23 protein-coding genes are annotated in these 16483 nt (G+C 38.1%); 12 read left to right on the top strand and 11 right to left on the bottom strand.

Going from position 1 to position 16483, the window contains the following annotated elements; all coding sequences use genetic code 11:
* Nucleotides 1-235: 235 nt before the first annotated feature.
* The 9 genes from NSQ62_RS09570 to abc-f all read left to right on the top strand — a co-directional run bounded on the left by NSQ62_RS09570 (nucleotide 236) and on the right by abc-f (nucleotide 7959).
* The gene (locus NSQ62_RS09570) at nucleotides 236-1102 is read left to right on the top strand and encodes an N-acetyltransferase (protein WP_341323697.1); all 867 of its coding nucleotides are present in this window, start codon (nucleotides 236-238) and stop codon (nucleotides 1100-1102) included.
* 15 nt (nucleotides 1103-1117) lie between these two features.
* Entirely contained in the window at nucleotides 1118-1912 is a 795-nt protein-coding gene (locus NSQ62_RS09565; RefSeq protein ID WP_341323696.1) for an alpha/beta hydrolase, read from the top strand.
* Nucleotides 1913-1914: 2 nt separating this feature from the next.
* Nucleotides 1915-2715: a DUF2785 domain-containing protein gene (locus NSQ62_RS09560; protein ID WP_341323695.1), complete on the top strand. Its 801-nt coding sequence runs from the start codon at nucleotides 1915-1917 to the stop codon at nucleotides 2713-2715.
* Nucleotides 2716-2719: 4 nt separating this feature from the next.
* The gene (locus NSQ62_RS09555; RefSeq protein WP_341323694.1) at nucleotides 2720-3193 is read left to right on the top strand and encodes a GNAT family N-acetyltransferase; all 474 of its coding nucleotides are present in this window, start codon (nucleotides 2720-2722) and stop codon (nucleotides 3191-3193) included.
* 35 nt (nucleotides 3194-3228) lie between these two features.
* Nucleotides 3229-3936, top strand: a complete 708-nt coding sequence (locus NSQ62_RS09550) for a Type 1 glutamine amidotransferase-like domain-containing protein (protein WP_341323693.1) — start codon at nucleotides 3229-3231, stop codon at nucleotides 3934-3936.
* Nucleotides 3937-4016: 80 nt separating this feature from the next.
* A complete protein-coding gene (locus NSQ62_RS09545; protein ID WP_341323692.1) occupies nucleotides 4017-4856 on the top strand; it encodes a hypothetical protein in 840 nt (279 codons plus the stop codon).
* Nucleotides 4857-4933: 77 nt separating this feature from the next.
* Nucleotides 4934-5656: a hypothetical protein gene (locus tag NSQ62_RS09540; protein WP_341323691.1), complete on the top strand. Its 723-nt coding sequence runs from the start codon at nucleotides 4934-4936 to the stop codon at nucleotides 5654-5656.
* 33 nt (nucleotides 5657-5689) lie between these two features.
* On the top strand, nucleotides 5690-6166 hold the full coding sequence (locus NSQ62_RS09535; protein ID WP_341323690.1) for a GNAT family N-acetyltransferase: 477 nt from the start codon (nucleotides 5690-5692) through the stop codon (nucleotides 6164-6166).
* A 332-nt stretch (nucleotides 6167-6498) separates the two neighbouring features.
* A complete protein-coding gene (abc-f, locus tag NSQ62_RS09530; protein WP_341323689.1) occupies nucleotides 6499-7959 on the top strand; it encodes an ABC-F type ribosomal protection protein in 1461 nt (486 codons plus the stop codon).
* Between the two features lie 101 nt (nucleotides 7960-8060).
* Here the strand turns inward: abc-f and NSQ62_RS09525 are convergent, their stop codons facing one another.
* From NSQ62_RS09525 to glsA, 6 genes are all read right to left on the bottom strand, one after another.
* Nucleotides 8061-8495 (bottom strand): hypothetical protein, encoded by a 435-nt coding sequence (locus NSQ62_RS09525; RefSeq protein ID WP_341323688.1) that lies wholly within the window; start codon nucleotides 8493-8495, stop codon nucleotides 8061-8063.
* Between the two features lie 19 nt (nucleotides 8496-8514).
* Nucleotides 8515-9357, bottom strand: coding sequence for an alpha/beta fold hydrolase (locus NSQ62_RS09520; RefSeq protein WP_341323687.1), 843 nt, complete (start codon nucleotides 9355-9357; stop codon nucleotides 8515-8517).
* Nucleotides 9358-9395: 38 nt separating this feature from the next.
* Nucleotides 9396-9917, bottom strand: a complete 522-nt coding sequence (locus tag NSQ62_RS09515; RefSeq protein ID WP_341323686.1) for a GNAT family N-acetyltransferase — start codon at nucleotides 9915-9917, stop codon at nucleotides 9396-9398.
* Between the two features lie 64 nt (nucleotides 9918-9981).
* Complete coding sequence (locus NSQ62_RS09510; RefSeq protein WP_341323685.1) at nucleotides 9982-10311, bottom strand: hypothetical protein; 330 nt, start codon at nucleotides 10309-10311, stop codon at nucleotides 9982-9984.
* Between the two features lie 198 nt (nucleotides 10312-10509).
* The gene (gene psiE / locus NSQ62_RS09505) at nucleotides 10510-10938 is read right to left on the bottom strand and encodes a phosphate-starvation-inducible protein PsiE (protein ID WP_341323684.1); all 429 of its coding nucleotides are present in this window, start codon (nucleotides 10936-10938) and stop codon (nucleotides 10510-10512) included.
* Nucleotides 10939-11108: 170 nt separating this feature from the next.
* Nucleotides 11109-12029, bottom strand: coding sequence for a glutaminase A (glsA, locus tag NSQ62_RS09500; RefSeq protein WP_341323683.1), 921 nt, complete (start codon nucleotides 12027-12029; stop codon nucleotides 11109-11111).
* A gap of 295 nt (nucleotides 12030-12324) precedes the next feature.
* Here glsA and NSQ62_RS09495 point away from each other — a divergent pair, with 295 nt between their 5' ends.
* The 3 genes from NSQ62_RS09495 to NSQ62_RS09485 all read left to right on the top strand — a co-directional run bounded on the left by NSQ62_RS09495 (nucleotide 12325) and on the right by NSQ62_RS09485 (nucleotide 14305).
* Complete coding sequence (locus NSQ62_RS09495; RefSeq protein WP_341323682.1) at nucleotides 12325-13458, top strand: RNA-guided endonuclease TnpB family protein; 1134 nt, start codon at nucleotides 12325-12327, stop codon at nucleotides 13456-13458.
* A gap of 189 nt (nucleotides 13459-13647) precedes the next feature.
* A complete protein-coding gene (locus NSQ62_RS09490) occupies nucleotides 13648-14103 on the top strand; it encodes an NUDIX hydrolase (protein WP_341323681.1) in 456 nt (151 codons plus the stop codon).
* 19 nt (nucleotides 14104-14122) lie between these two features.
* Nucleotides 14123-14305 (top strand): hypothetical protein, encoded by a 183-nt coding sequence (locus NSQ62_RS09485; RefSeq protein WP_341323680.1) that lies wholly within the window; start codon nucleotides 14123-14125, stop codon nucleotides 14303-14305.
* A 71-nt stretch (nucleotides 14306-14376) separates the two neighbouring features.
* On the opposite strand, the gene NSQ62_RS09480 is transcribed toward NSQ62_RS09485, so the two are convergent.
* The 5 genes from NSQ62_RS09480 to NSQ62_RS09460 form a co-directional block, all read right to left on the bottom strand.
* Nucleotides 14377-14739, bottom strand: coding sequence for a VOC family protein (locus NSQ62_RS09480; RefSeq protein WP_341323679.1), 363 nt, complete (start codon nucleotides 14737-14739; stop codon nucleotides 14377-14379).
* 115 nt (nucleotides 14740-14854) lie between these two features.
* The gene (locus NSQ62_RS09475) at nucleotides 14855-15046 is read right to left on the bottom strand and encodes a hypothetical protein (protein WP_341323678.1); all 192 of its coding nucleotides are present in this window, start codon (nucleotides 15044-15046) and stop codon (nucleotides 14855-14857) included.
* Nucleotides 15047-15133: 87 nt separating this feature from the next.
* Nucleotides 15134-15634 (bottom strand): hypothetical protein, encoded by a 501-nt coding sequence (locus tag NSQ62_RS09470; RefSeq protein ID WP_341323677.1) that lies wholly within the window; start codon nucleotides 15632-15634, stop codon nucleotides 15134-15136.
* Between the two features lie 106 nt (nucleotides 15635-15740).
* Nucleotides 15741-16217, bottom strand: coding sequence for a hypothetical protein (locus NSQ62_RS09465; protein ID WP_341323676.1), 477 nt, complete (start codon nucleotides 16215-16217; stop codon nucleotides 15741-15743).
* A 45-nt stretch (nucleotides 16218-16262) separates the two neighbouring features.
* On the bottom strand, nucleotides 16263-16436 hold the full coding sequence (locus NSQ62_RS09460) for a hypothetical protein (protein WP_341323675.1): 174 nt from the start codon (nucleotides 16434-16436) through the stop codon (nucleotides 16263-16265).
* Nucleotides 16437-16483 lie beyond the last annotated feature (47 nt).

Here is a 16483-nt window from a genome sequence, read left to right as displayed (position 1 = left end):
AAACATTTATACTATATGTTTGTTTATTTGTAAACAAAATTTAGTTAATTCACAATAAAACAAACGGAAGATGATTTTGTTTATTAATTTAGTCGTTTTGATTGAAAATATAAGATTCCATTTTTTGCTATACTATTTCAAAACAAGTTTTGGGAGGTATAGGATGAACAAAATAAATTATTAACGCCCAATGTGACGTATTTCCTTCCACCAAAGACAGAATAGGAGTTTTAACATGACAACATTTGAACAATTAACTATCGACCAATTAGACGAAGCAGCTCAATTTATTGCCTCCCTCAACATGAATAAGAAATTTCATATTGGCTATTGCGGGACGGACAAAGAAGATATATTAAGTGATTTGCATGAAGATTTTATTGAAAATGAACATGTAAACGTCTTTGTATCGCGTCATGATAATGCAATCACGGGGCTTATTGGCTTTGATGTTTATGATGGGATTGCAGAGGTTTGGGGGCCATTCTCAAGAGAGCAACAGATGGAAAATCAGCTACAGCTTTGGCATTTTGTGACTGAGGGACTAACGCAAATAAAGGAATTTTTGTTTTTCATTAATGTAGAAAATATATTTCAACAGCAATTCATGGAAACGATTCATGCCCAAAAATCGAGTGATGAATTGTATTTAACATTACCCAAAGATGCGTTTCAACAACTTGAAGCAATACAGAGTGACCTATATAGTGACACGGATTTTGCACAATTTGAAGCCATTCATGCACATGCTTTTCCGAATGCATACTATAGTGCGAAAACAATTGCAGAAAAGCTTCATAATAGCCAGCATCAGCTGATTGTTTTAAAAGAACAGCAACTCGTAAAGGGCTATGCCTATTTTGAAATGAATGACACACTTCACTCCACGCATTTAGAATTTATCGCCATTGCGCCTGAATACCGCGGACAAGGTCTTGGTAAGCAACTGCTAAAAGAGGCGTTAACACTGATTTTTAAAAACGAAGCCATTACGCAAGTGACATTAACGGTCAATAACATGAATACCGAAGCCAATAGCCTTTATTACAAAACAGGCTTTCAAAAGCAAGATGCGCTGTTAAGTTATGTGCTAAACGTATAGATTGGAGAACTGACAATGTGGACAATTTACGGCAATAACACGAGTACGACTACGATCGTTGCTATCCCTGCACTGGGAGAACGCAAAGAAATGTTTATTCCCCTAGCAAATTATATGAACGATGTAAAATGGATTGTTTTTGATTTGCCTGGTAGCCACAAACAACAATTAGCCGATTATTCTATTCCAGCATTTTGTCAATTGATTCATGAAGTGCTAGTTGAACAACATATCAATCAGGCACATTTTATTGGCAGTTCTTTAGGGGCATGGGCGATTCAGGAATTTGCTGATCTCTTCCCTCAAAAAGTTCAATCACTTACGTTGTTAGATGGTGGCCACTATTTTTTAGGCGAACGTAGTGAAGTGCATGAGGAAGTTGCGCTTGCAGCAAACATTGAAAACTTTGATGATATCGCCGCTGCCATTCACGAACAGACCTATTCGATGCCAAATTTAGAAAAGCAAGCCTATGAACATTTTGAGCAATACTTTTTAGGCAATTATATTTTGCATAACGATTTTTATGCACATCATTGTGATGAAATAGCTTACAACGCACTGTCTAAGGAGCTTTTAACAACAAACTATTGCTTAAAGCAAACTGATATATCTTTACAGCTCGTAATCGCGGAGGCCTCTGCGGATGATTTCTCTAAATCAAAAGTGATAGATTTTAAAAAACATTTTCCACATGCCCATGTAACATTTCTTCAGTATGGACAGCATTACTTACCCTTAACAAATACGGCAGAGCTTGCAGTGATTTTACAAAAATTTTATGAAACTCCATATGGAAAGGAATCTTAATCATGAATTCAACTATTGAAGCACTAAAACAAATTAGTAACAGCGATCATCTAGGTCAATTGCTTACATACATGCTAGATCAGATCGGCCATCCTGATCCATACATTCGCGATACACTGATTTATAGTGGCTTTTGTGAGCTTATTTTGAATGACCATTTAACAGATGCGGAGCTAACGTTAATTGCAACTACGTGCTGTGACGACGAGTACCTTTTTTTCAATCTGAACGAGCGTCAAGGTGATGCGGTATTAACGCGCTCCTTTTCGGCACTTGCCATTCAGTTAGTTTTAAATAAGGATTGTGACAACCGATTTTTATCACACGCGTTAGCAGCGCATGTGCTCACTAAAAGTATCGATTACTTAAAGTTCGAGCATGATTACCGTGGCTATATTGAAAACAAAGGCTGGGCGCATAGTGTGGCACATGGCAGTGATTTACTCGCGCGCGCTGTCTCACATCCCCTCTTTTCTGAGGTTACTACTGTAAATACCGTACTTGCAATACTAGAAAAATGTTTATGCACGGATTATGCATATATCGATAAAGAAGACGAGCGCATGCTAGCGGTCATTGATGCGTTATTAGATAAGGGATTAACCGAAGCGGACTTACTTCATTGGCTTGAAAAACTATCACAAGCAAAGCACGATGAGCATTTAAAACATTACCGTATACACTGGAATATTAAAAAATTCATGCTGTCACTATATGGGCATTTCATACGCCGCCAGCAATATGAAACGATCACTAATTGGATTTTCAAAACGTATATCAATTATTCAAAAATAGAGGTTTGATAGGATGAATGTCCAAATACGTCTTGCAAATGATGCCGATTTAAAGGCATTATGCACCATTCGAAATACCGAACAATTATTCACAAACTATCTTCAGCTGCAACTAGACGGGCAGGCTTATTTAGCCGTTGCGCAGGTGGAACATGAGCTTGTAGGCTTTGGAGTTCTTAAATTAAATGGCCCATTAATTCCGAAGCTGAGTGACCTTTATGTTAAACCTGGATTTCGCCATCGTGGAATGGGTCAGGCTCTCATTGCCTATCGCGAACAGCTAGCCGTTGCACGAGACTATGATGAAGTTTTCGTCAGTGTGGATCCAATTGAAAACCCAAAAATGGTACAGCTCGTGACCAACCTTGGCTACAACGCCATTTGTGAACCATACGAAAAAAGTGCCATCTACTATTATGAAGATGGCACGACGTATGACAAGACGTATGTGCGGGTGGATTTTATAAGGCAGTTGCATGATTTTTAAGAAATGTTCACGACTTAAAACTTGGAGGAATCATAATGAGACAAATTATTGCAATGGGTGGTGGCGGTTTTTCCATGGAACCGGACAATCCATTATTAGATCTATATATCTTAAACCAAGTGGATAAAGTGAAACCGAAAATTTGCTTTATACCTACTGCTAGTGGTGATGCTGACAACTATATTAAAAGATTCTATGATTTTTTTAACGAGCAAAACTGTCACCCTTCTCACCTGTCATTATTTTCACCGCCTACGCGCGACCTAGAGCGCTTTATTTTACTACAAGATATTATTTATGTTGGCGGTGGCAATACGAAAAATCTGTTAGCTTTGTGGAAGGAATGGGACCTAGATAGGATTTTAAAAAAAGCATGGAACGAAGGTGTCATTTTAGCAGGCATTAGTGCCGGTGCGATTTGTTGGTTTGATGAAGGTGTGACCGATTCATTTGGGGATGGACTCGAACCAATTAAATGCCTGGGATTTTTAAATGGGAGCTGTTGTCCACATTATGATGGTGAGGCGGACAGAAGGCCTGCGTATCAGAAGCTTGTTGAAACTAGCAGTATACAAGCAGGGATTGCGTTAGATGATGGGGTTGCTGTTCATTATAAGGAGCTTGAATTATATAAAGTTGTCAGCTCACGACCAGATGCAAAAGCGTACCGTGTACTTTTTGAAGAACAAGTCGTCGAAATCGAAATCCCGGCGCAATTTTTGGGGTCCCTAAAAGCTGACTAATGCTGATACTTGGAAACCTTTATAGGAATTATACGGGATTTTAAAGAAATTAATAATAAAACTTGATTGGAGAAAATTTCATGAAAATTTACGATTTAGCTAGTCCATTTCTAAATTTATATGAGCCTTCAAAAGATTACTATGAAAATTACTTTAATGAGTATCCAGATATCTACAATTATTATTTCGAACATCATTGTTATAAGAAAGAAAATAAACTTGAGCATGCGTTAATTACCCATCCTAAAATGGTCCAACAAATGCAGTGGATTACGCAGAAGTTTATATCGTTAACGCCACAAATTACACAGGCATACGAAAAACGTTTTCCAATAAAATTTACCAAAGATACTTACATTTTTGTTGGTCTAGGTGGATCAAATGCCTATACATATCTTTCTATGGACCCTCATGTTGCCTTTTGTGTCGAAAAGTTTGAACCAGATGAAAATGGACTTCACGTAATTATAGCTCATGAATTTGGTCATGCAACTCACCATTTATTCACTACGTATCATGGGATTGAAGCAAAGGATATCCAATGGTCAAGCCCCTTCACCTGGCTGTTGCAAGAAGGCGTGGCAACTTATTTATCCACACTCGTAGTAAATGTTGACCAAGATATTTATTTTGCTTATAAACGTGACCCAGAATGGCTTACATTTTGTGAAGACAATAAAGCAAGCATTGTCACTGCTTTTTTGCAGGACTTGCAACAAAAAACATTCGCAGAAATATTTAAAGAATGGTTTTCAATAAATGGCGGTCAGACTTTTGGCTATAGCCGAATTGGTTATTATATTGCCTATGTTTTAGTGCAGCATTTAGTAGCCAACGAAAGTATTGAACATGCCATGTTGTATTGGGGACATGCTGATTTTGAAGAGCGAATGCTCGAGTTAATACACAATATTCTTTAGCGTTTTTAGTAGTCAATTTCATACAAAACAATCTTCCTAAATGAAAGTTTGGGGTATAAAATCTTGGAGGCTTTCACATGAAAATATCAACTCAACCAAAAACGCGTTTTATCACACAAGTAGCAATAAAACATGCGCAGGAATCAAGCTTTACGAGAAAAAATCAACAAAAAGATACCCTTTCAATCGGGTTGCAGGCGCGTCATTTATTTAATGGGCAACAGCAAAAAAATGCCTTGATGGATAGCTTGATGAAACAGCGTGAATCCATTCAAGAAATGAAAAGTAGTTTAACAGAACGTGCGCTTGAAAAAGGCACTGATCCATCGAGTATAAAAGAACAAATGAAGGCATTAGAAACGCAACTTGCTGATATTGATGCACAAATCGCTCAAACGCAAAAACAAAAGCAAGAACAAGATGCACCTACTACAAAAAAAGAAATGAACCAAACACCTGAAGAAGCTATTTTTTCTCAAGCTGGATCTTTGGAGCAAACCAAAACATTACATCGAATAGATCGTTCACTTACCCGTGAAAAAGCCGCAATAGAAAGTGAAATGAAGCTGGATGCCAGTCGGGGTGTGCATAGTGAGTATAAAGCGAATCGATTAATAAAAGTGGAAGAACAAATGACACTTGTTCAGGAAGAACTTTCAGAGCGCATTAAAGAATCGCCAACTACTATTCAAAACAGCAACTTATCTGAAGCTTTAACAGCAGACGAGTTATCGATTCAAGAACAAATTCGTGAAAACGAAATCAAAAAATCAGAGGATAATAACGATACATTAGTGTAAACAGTAATTTAGACATGAAGGGAGTAAAGCAATATGATTGAGCTCAGAAAGATCACATTAGAAAACCGTCGTGCTATATTTAACTTGGAAGTTTCAGAAGAACAACGCCGTTACGTTGCGTCTAATCTGTCAAGCATGGCATCGTGTTATGTTCTTGCAACCAATGGAGGACATCCACTCCCCTTTGCTATATATGTAGATGAGCAGCCAGTCGGTTTTGTTATGCTAACTTATGGAATTACCGGCTACGAACTACCATCAATTGCAGATGACAGCTATTGTATTTTGCGACTGATGATTGACAAGCAATACCAGAATAAGGGCTACGGCCGAGAAGCTATGAAAGAGATATTAAAATTTATACGCACGTTTCCAGCTGGTCCTGCACGTTACTGTTGGATTCCATATGGGAAAGATAACATTGCCGCCAAAAAGCTTTATGAAAGCTTTGGTTTCCGTGACAACGGTGAAATTTGCGACAACGAGCCAATAACCGTATTACAACTTTAATTAAAGCCTGTAGCTACTGGAGGGCAATTAGCGTAATAGGTTATGCATATTAAATTCAACAAAATATTAATTGAAAAATCAAAACATTCATGCGATACTAGCATTAACTCAACTCGAAAGGAAGATGACTGGCCGATGAAATTTTAATTCTATTTTACACGTAAAAATGTATACGCATTTTCACATAAAATAGGATTAGTCTGTCCATTTATCATTCCATAATAATCGCCTAAGGGCTTATTTACGTATGAATGCTAATCCTTCTGAACTTTCAGGAGGATTTTTTTGTTTAATGCGTATACGTTCAAATACTACATTTGGAGGTATACTTTATGCCAATAGAAATGAAACATGTACACTTTAGTTATGATACCTTAGACACGCCGCTGTTTGATAATGTGAATTTAACACTTGATACAAAATGGAAGCTGGGTCTGATTGGTCGTAATGGGCGCGGAAAAACGACGTTCCTGCAACTACTGATGAACAAGCTGCCATTTAGCGGCGAGATTCTTAGTGATGAGGAATTTGTTTATTTCCCGCAAATCATTCATGACCCAACGATGCTTACGTATAATGCGATTGATGAAGTGACGCCAGTAGAGTTGTGGCAGTTAGAACGCGAATGCCAGCTGCTTGGTCTAAGTAAGGAGCTGTTATGGCAGCCGTTTGAGCAATTGTCTGGTGGAGAGCAAACGAAGGTGTTACTGGCCGCGCTATTTTGTGATGACAGCCACTTCCCCCTTCTCGATGAACCGACCAATCACTTAGACATTAAAGCACGAGCTGTTGTTGCCAATTATTTAAAAAAGAAAAAGGGCTTTATCGTTGTCAGCCATGACCGTGCATTTGTAGATGAAGTAGTTGACCATATTTTAGTCATTGAAAAAAGTGATTTGAAGCTATATAAAGGTGACTTCACCACATACGAGCAGCAAAAGAAATTACAGGATGGATTCGAGCTCGAACAAAATCGCTCATTAAAATCAGAAATCGATCGTCTCCAAAAAACTGCACGTGAAAAATCAGATTGGGCAAAAGAGCGTGAGAAACCGTCTGGCAACGATCCGTTCGGCAATGCCATAGCAAAGCGCATGAATAAACGTGCCAAAGCCATTGAAAAACGAACAACGGAAAAAATAGAAGAAAAAACAAAGTTATTGAAGAATATTGAAACGGTGAGTGATTTAACGATTAATTGCAGGTTTAGCCACCGCAATCCTGTGCTACGGGTAAAGGATTTTACGCTAAGTTATGATGGTATAACCCTATTTAAACCACTAACATTTGAAGTACGACACGGCGAGCAAGTGGCGATTGTCGGTCCAAATGGAAGCGGAAAAACGTCGATATTAAAGTATTTACAAGGTACATTTACCGGTGAGGTAACTGGTGAAATCCAACTATCTCATGGGTTAACACAAAGTGCGATTCGCCAACACCACGATGACAATAACGGGATGCTCAAGGATTTTGCGCATACAGAAGGCATTGACTACACATTATTTTTAAATAACTTACGTATATTAGGTTTTGGGCGCGATGTCTTTCAAGTTGCCATTGAAAACATGAGTAATGGGCAACAGAAAAAAGTGGAATTTGCGAAATCACTAGGACAACCCGCTGAGCTGTTTGTCTGGGATGAACCGCTCAATTATTTAGACGTGTTTAACCAGCAGCAAATCGAGGTCATGATTACGGGCTATAAGCCGACGCTGCTGTTTGTTGAGCATGATGCTGTATTTGTAGAGCGCGTGGCAACGAGGGTCATAAAGCTCGAGCAATATAATTAAGCTTTTTATAGATTTAAAAATCCGTTCCTTTTTCAGGGAACGGATTTTTAGGTTGTATAATTTACTCAATTGATTTTGACATTTCCTTTTAATTGTTATTATTACTCGATTAAAATGTTCGCAACATATTGAGCCGATCCATTGTCAGATACAAGATTTACCTCTACTACATATTCTCCTACTTGACTTGGAAAGTTAAACGTTCTTTCATTTTTCATTTCTAAGGGGAGTTGATTTTCTCCTTGCCAAACGGATACTGTTAATTCTTTAATAGCAAAATCTTGACTATCAAATTGGATATAATCTTCTTTACTAGCTTGGACACGAAATTGTGGCTGTTGTTTTGCTAATGTCAAAATGTCTTCTGTTTGTTTTAAATATTCATCTACCCTTGTCCAATCGATATTTGACTCCACCATTTGAATACCGGTAGACCCAAGAATAATACTCGGTGGACTATAATCATATTCTTCAGCTATGCAACCTGATAATATAATTACACTGCATAATCCCATTAAACATTTCAGAAATCGCATCAATTTTGCCTCCTAGGATTCAAACATCATCCAGTGTCTCCTTCACTAACACCTCATAGTTTTCAAGCTCTTCAATATACGGGTGGTGATTGGACTTTTCAAACACCGTGACATGTGCATGTGGCATCAGTTGCGCGATTTCATATGTAAATTCAATTGGACATTGCGCGTCATAGCGTCCACCAAAAATATAGCTTGGTATTGTAACGTTCTTTAGCTCATTACGCACATCATAATTTTTCACTTCGATTTTTCTAAAATAATCAAGCGCTCTGCCAACCGTTTTACCACTGTTCGGTAAAGACAAAGCAAGCTGTAATTTTTCCTCATCGTAATACGACATGAGTGACCACTCTAATCCCAGCTTTTGGCGCTCTTCTACGGTTGTAGCTGTATTGTTTAATAGCTCCATAATCTCAATAATGCGTGGGAAATTTGCATTGTCTGCGCAGTACATGCTGTCAGGATGGCTCGCGTATTCTTTACTTGCTGCAGTTGACCCCGCAATGATTTTCGTTAATGACTGTGGAGCTAGGATTGCATATTGTAATGCCAGCATCCCTCCTGTAGAATGCCCGGCAAATGCCCACTTCTCAAAGCCAAGTGCTACGCGAATCGCCTCTAAATCCTTAATAATTTCTGGAAAATTCATTTGGGCATCCTCTGTGACCGCACATGAATTCCCTGCACCGCGTACATTAATCAAAAACACCTCATAATGCGCTGTAAACGGATTTGCAAACAAATTACCCCTCTCATTAAATTGGGAGAAAAAATGCGTAATCGCGAGTGGCTCTCCTTCGCCTTTTGTAAAATATTCAAACATTCCACGTGTTGTTTCAATTGTATGTTGTGTCCACATAGTGTCGCCTTCTTTTCGTAAAATAGTATCCTATAGCACTAGAGCTTTTCTAATACAGCATCAATATTATTCCAAACATAGACTTCTTCATCGATTGGTACGCCATCAAACTTAATGGTAAACGTTTCCACATATTGTGCGCCGTAATACTTATAAAACTCACGTGATTTGTTGTCTGCCAATACGTCCACATACACCTTGTAATAGCCCTGCTCTTTGAAACTCTGCATGACTTGTTTTAACAAAAGCTTTCCAACGCCCTTGCCTTGCCACTCTTCAAATAAGTAAATGGCTGATAAATCTGTTGCGCCTTGTTCTGTATTCGTGTCACGCTTTTCCCCTACGACAAACCCGATGATTTCATTGTCACCTGTTTGTGCCACATAAACGTTTCTAGCTGGATTGGTAAGGTTATTCTCCCAAAGTGTTGTACGCTTCTCGTAACTTAATTTATCTAAAAAGCTTTGTTGAATAATTCCTTTATACGTCGTGCGCCAGCTATCCACATGGACTTTGGCGATATTTGCTGCATCTTCTAGTGTTGCTGTTCGAATGATCATGGTCAGCCCTCCCTTTATCATATTATTGCATTATTCTGAAATTACTGCATAGATTTTTTTACGCTTATGCGTGATCGAATCCATCAGATTTCAGGGATCTTCTTCTTTGGATTAAGAAAGCAATCGTACCAGCAATTACAAGTACATTATGCAAAATAAACGACAAGATAAGCTGTGCATAGGCTGGTGTGAAGTATTCCGAGTCCCATCCAATTTTAAAAGTCGAGCAGTTTAAAACGAGTATTACCCCGACAATCGCTATTAGGCGATAACGATTTTGTTTACTTCGTATATTAAATGAACCGATTACTATCATGAACACAGAAATCATTAACAATATATATACCGCAAACGCTTCTCCTGTTGAAAAGCTTATCGGAATATCCATTGTCATAAAGAACTTTAGAATCCATGATATGAAATACAGGAAAAATCCTAGTGAAATACATATTTTAACTAAGTACTTACTTTTCATAGTTGCTCCTTTTATTTAGCATATTTATTAAACAAACGTTAAGATTACCTAAATGTTCCTTAGTTTTTAAATGAAAACATAAATAGAGCTTGCTCGCACCATGCAAGCAAGCTCTATTTAAGATTTTTTCATCGGTCGTTCTCTCGGCGTAATGTTTATAATATAGTAACCAATAATCAAAATTAAGATGACAAGTGCGAACAGGAGTGTGTCCATTGCGGACTCATGCTCCACAATGATCAGTCTAAGCATCGCCGTAATCCCAATGTACATGAAATAGCGGAGCGGGAAATGATAATCCTCTTTAAAGTATTTCACAATCATGGTAATGAACTCAAAATACAGGAAGAACACTAAGATTTTTGCTAAAAAGTATTTGTATTCTTGCTTTTCACCACTCACGATGAACTTCAAAAACTCGACCATTTCGATGATTAGCATAACGCATAGTGCTACCGCAAGTACCGTTAAACCAATGTTTAAAATTACTTGCAATACTTTCGGGATAAATTCCCTGAACGGCTTAGGGTTGGTTAAACGATTCAATGTACGCACCTCCAAACGTTATATTTTCAGATTATTCCATCATTTGAAACATGTCAAATATGTAAGCGATTACTATTTCAAAAAATTTTTCTTTAATTTAATTTATGCACTGCTTTACAAAAAATGCATAAAAAAACACCTGTAGCCGCGCATTACAGATGCCTTAATGCCTATAAACAAAACAAATCATAGTGTTTCGAGCATTTTGCTAAAAACTCAATCCCGGCAACACTGTTGCCAACCTCATCAATTGCTGGTCCGTAAACTCCAATTCCGATTGGCCCTTTTAAATGCTCCATTTCTCCGTCTTTTACAATGGCAATAATTGCACCGGATACCCCACTTTTCGCGGGTAATCCAACAAACGCAGCAAATTTCCCTGAGAAATTGTACATCCCACATGTAAGCATTAACGCTTTTGAAATGTTAATCACTTCTTTGCTACATACAGCATCACTATTTTTGCCATTTGTCGCAAAATACAAGGCGATTTTCGCTAAGTCTGATGTGTTCACAGAGATTGCACAAAGCTGTAAATACACTTGCAACGATTGCTCAACGTCTGACTTTAAGAAGCCGTTCGCTTGTAAAATATAAGTGATTGCACGGTTGTAATCGGCCGAATGATATTCTGATAAATAAACTTCATTATTGATATATACTTGTTTGCCTAAAATTTTTTCAATAAATTGCGTTACGGACTTGACTTTTTCGAACATTGATTTCCCAGGCAATAGCGATGCAATGGTAATCGCACCTGCGTTAATCATCGGATTGAACGGCTTATTGTTCTTACTTTCTAGACGCACAATTGAATTAAATGAATCCCCTGTTGGCTCGACATCTACATATTTTAGAATTTCTTCAATGCCATGATGATTCGCTGCTACCATAAAGCTCAGCACCTTAACAACACTTTGAAGCGTAAACGTTTTACTGCAGTCCCCTAGCTCGATTTGATAATCCATCGACATGAGGCTGACCGCAAACGCTGCCGGATCTGCTTGTGCAAGTGCAGGAATATAGGACGCAGCTTTCCCTTTAGCTGTCAGTTCTTTTGCCTGCTCAAAAATTGTTTGTAAGTTTTCCATCTATTATTAGCTAATCAAAATAATTAGCCTTCACCTCGCTCTACTACGAACTTAAATGTTTATTTCCGTGGGCATGATTGGTTGTTCAATTTGTTTGATATGATATTTTGCGAAAGTAGTAAATTTATATTTCGATGATAATTTACCCCACACCGGTTTGTTTTATGCAAACTTCCAGAACACTCGTGGCTTAATTCATGAGATGAATGCAAGCTTTTTTAGTGACAAAAAACAAACGTACGTTCCATAATTGGTGGTAAGTATGATCGCTTCTAATAGAAAGGGGTGTTTTGTTGTGAAGCAGATTGTGAAAGCGTTTAAATGTCGGCTGTATCCGACCAAACAACAAGAACAACGATTACAAAAAACATTTGGCTGTACGCGTTTTGTCTATAACCACCTACTCCATTTAGCACTCGAACGCAAAAAGCTGTCAAAAGTAGCAAAGCACTATTTTCCTTCTAAAGCAGACTTTGTGAACAGCGTTGCCCTTTTAAAAGAGGTTTTTGCCTTTTTAAAAGAAGTCGATAGCATTGCCTTACAAGCAAGTGCAGAAGCTTTACATGAGGCGTTTTCGCGCTACTTTAATAAGCAAAACCGCTTCCCCAACTTTAAAAAGCATTCGTCATTTAAAAGCTACACAACAAAAACCGTGAATCACAACATTCGTTTTGTCACAAAGCATCGGATCACGTTACCAAAGCTAGGTTCAGTTCGCTTAAAAAATTCGTTTGGTGATGCGCTCACAACGGGTCAAATTCAACGTGCCACAATTAGCCAAGAAGCGGATGGTGCGTATTACCTTTCTATTTTAGTGAAAAATGTGCCAGTCCATGATTTACCGAAAACCAACGTCAATCAAGGGATTGATTTGGGGCTTGCCCATTTTGCCGCTTTGTCAGATGGAGTCTTTCTTGAGGCCCCACGCGCATTATTTCACTATGAACATCAGCTAAAACAAGCCCAGCGCACCTTGTCACGCCGTATAGCACGTGCTAAAAAAGAAAAACGCGCCTTACACGACAGCAAAAATGTGCAAAAGGCACGCCAACAAGTGGCGCGTCTTCATGCCAAAATAAAGCATGTGCGCCAAGACTTTTTACAAAAAGCCTCTACAGCACTCGTTCGTGCGTATGATGTACTCGCTTTAGAAGCATTGAACGTGCGTGACATGTTGCAATCGACTTATGCGAAAGGGATTTCGGATGCGAGCTGGGCGCAATTTAAAACCATGCTTCACTATAAAGCGCTTTGGTATGGGAAAACGGTGAAATGGGTCAACCCTGCCTACACAAGCCAAACCTGCAATAAATGCGGGGATATTGATCAAATGAACCGCTTTGGCCAACAATTCCGCTGTACGAAGTGTCACCACGAGGACCATGCGGACACGAATGCAGCGAAAAACATCTTAAAGGCAGCGCGCTAGTTGTCTTCAAAAACCGCTGGGACGACGGGGATAGCTTGCTGATCTAAACAGAAAACTGTTTATAGCGCAAGAATCCTTCGACTTTAGTCGAGGGAGGTTCAAATTGTATAATTTTAACAAAAAAGGTGTAGTTCGTGAACCTATTTCTACCAAAAGCGTCAATTTCAAAAAGAAAACGAGGTGTTAACGGTGGGCTATATTATGAATTTGCGTAAAAAAATAGGGACGGACCCGATTATTATGGTTGGTGCATGTGTATTGATTTTCAATGAACGCGGTGAACTGTTAATGCAGCACCGCATTGACAATAACTGCTGGGGGTTAGTAGGTGGCTCGATGGAATTAGGCGAAACGTTAGAAGAAGTCGCAATTCGCGAAATGTATGAGGAAACCGGTCTAACTGCAAATAACTTAACGCTATTTGGCATTTTTTCAGGCAAGGAACTTTACTATCAATATCCACACGGCGATGAAGTGTATAACGTAGCGACGACCTATATTTGTGATGACTACGACGGGGAGCTACATTTTGATCCAGAGGAAGCGGACGATTTACAGTTTTTCAGCTTAGATGCGTTACCAGAGCACATTAGCCCGCCGGATAAGGTTGTCATTGGAAAGTATTTGGCGCACGTTACGAACTAATGAAAGGATGTTATTACCTATGCTAATGGTCATTCTATTTTTACCTGCGATATTAGCGATTGGCGTATTTTATGCCTACGCAAATTTATTTCAGAAAATGCTTGATAAACGGCAAACGCGGGATCAAAAACGTTTATGTGCATTGTTGACGTTTTTATTTGTTGCGGCTTTGATGTTTTGTATGGTTGCCATTCAGGGGTGAACAGCTAACAAGTTTAGCTTGTTCACCCTTCTACTAGGTACACTATAAGTTACTCTTTTATCCAAAGAAACTTATAGTTGTTGAATCATTTCGACTCGATTTCCAAATGGATCTCTAAATTCAAAACGGTCAAAATTTGGAATTGGTACTGAATCCAATATTTTTATACCATTTTCAATAAGCACGCTTCTCCAGTAGGACACATCTTCTACCTGGTAAGCTAAGTGGGCTTTCGTTGTTATCCGATCAAAGCCCTCTTCTGTCCCTACGTGCACCTCTTTATCACCAACTTGCAACCAAAAGCCCCCTCTTCCTTGAAGTGATACTGGTTTTTCAATCTCCTCTAAACCGAGCACCTGACAATAAAAATCCTTCGCTTTCTCTTCAGTACCTTTTGGAATTGTTATCTGTGCGTGATGTAATCCAAGAATCATGTATATCCCTCCTGAGTTATGAAACATCTCTTTTCCTCATCATACTAAATTAGCGAGAGAAAGAATATTATTGGTTATTTATGTAAGTCTATAATTATTTCTTATTGAACTACCTTTACTCACATCTTTCACAAAGTAAATTGTTAGCAGTTCTTGCAATTGCATTATCCAATCTTGATACTATCATATTCTTTTCAGAAGGCATCGTTATATTCGCTGTAAAACGTTCACCTTCTTCAATTTTCCTACCACAAATAGAGCAAACTAATTGCTTAGATGTAAATGAATCTTTTATTTTATCTAACATGTTCATCAGCTCCTGACTCCCTTTTTTTCTAACCATTCATATAAAAATGCAAATAGGTTCTTGGCGAGGTTATATGTATAGGTGTATCTAAACCCATTTTTCCTCATCTTCTACAAATCGCGCGTTCTGTAAGTCATAAGACGGTGTTACATCATGGAAACCAAAATATGCAGGCAAATTAAAAGCCTGTCCACCTGCTTTTTCCCAGCACGTAATGAACCAATCCGTGAAAATCTGCTGTTCTTTCATTTCCAATTCTTCATCGTTTTGTAAATAGAACTCAGAAAAGGCCTGTGCCTCATGATCTGGTACATAATGATAAATCATATCCGAAAGTACTTCTACACTCCCCGCAAAATTTTGAGGCGTAATCGCTTCGCCAAACACCTCACCTGCATTTGTATCCATCGAAAACATCATAATAGTTAGTTCAAATCTTGTAGGGTCTGTAAATGTAGAAAAATCCACTAATTCTACAGCCGGATCAAATGTATAAGATATAATTTTTTGTAGTTCCTGTACCAAAATGCCTGTCTGTTTTTCCAAATTAGATTGTATTGAAGCCTTGTAACTATCGATTGAAAACATGAATAATATCCTCCTCAAAATAAAAACCCTAAACCTAATAATACCTTATTACCCTTCAAAATACATTTGTGCTTGTAAAATGAATATTCCCAAAGCACCAGTCGCATTAAATAGTTAGGCTCCAATAGTAATAGTCTACATCTTGTAAAAAACCACTTAAATCAAATGCTGCTTTAAAGGCAAAATACACGGCGATACCTGTTAATCCAGCCGTGATTAAACTACCATCTTTAAGCATTTTCCGATTTTTCTTATAAAGTATCAGCGACAGTATACTAATAAATACGATGTAGGCTAGTGCTACAATTAGTTTTACAAATTCTAATTTACTATCATTGACAACATTCATATAGTTCACTAAATCATCTCGATTGGTTGGACTCTCTTCAATAATCGCGGTATCTCCTTTGTAGACAACCCTCCAAGTCATATTATTTTGTTCCTTCGTGACGCTGTACGCATAATTGAAGACTTTTCCTTCACCAATAACACCATTATATTCTTCGGTATCTTCTACAGCTTCACCACAAGCAGACAAAATGAAGGTCAAACAAAATAACAGTAGCAACATACTTTTTTTCATTTGAATTTCCTCGCCTCTTTTCAGTAATTTCGATTTATAGTTTTGTTATGTAAAAAATACAGCAGTAGATATAAGAAATAAAATCCCCACTAAAAGAAAGGGAACAAACGCGGATCTTATCTCTTCTTCGTTTTCAGCTTTCTTAACCTTCTTTCTATAACCAATCCAGCTACTAATGAATACAATCGACATGATAATTACATATGGAAGTTCTTCCAAAGTGCCCCCTCCTTAGCTTGCTACCCTTTACAATTGAATGGCGGATT

This window comes from Solibacillus sp. FSL H8-0523, from assembly GCF_038051985.1.
Classification (GTDB): Bacteria; Bacillota; Bacilli; order Bacillales_A; family Planococcaceae; genus Solibacillus.
Note: the sequence above shows the minus strand (reverse complement) of the source record. Positions and strands in the feature narration are given on the sequence as shown.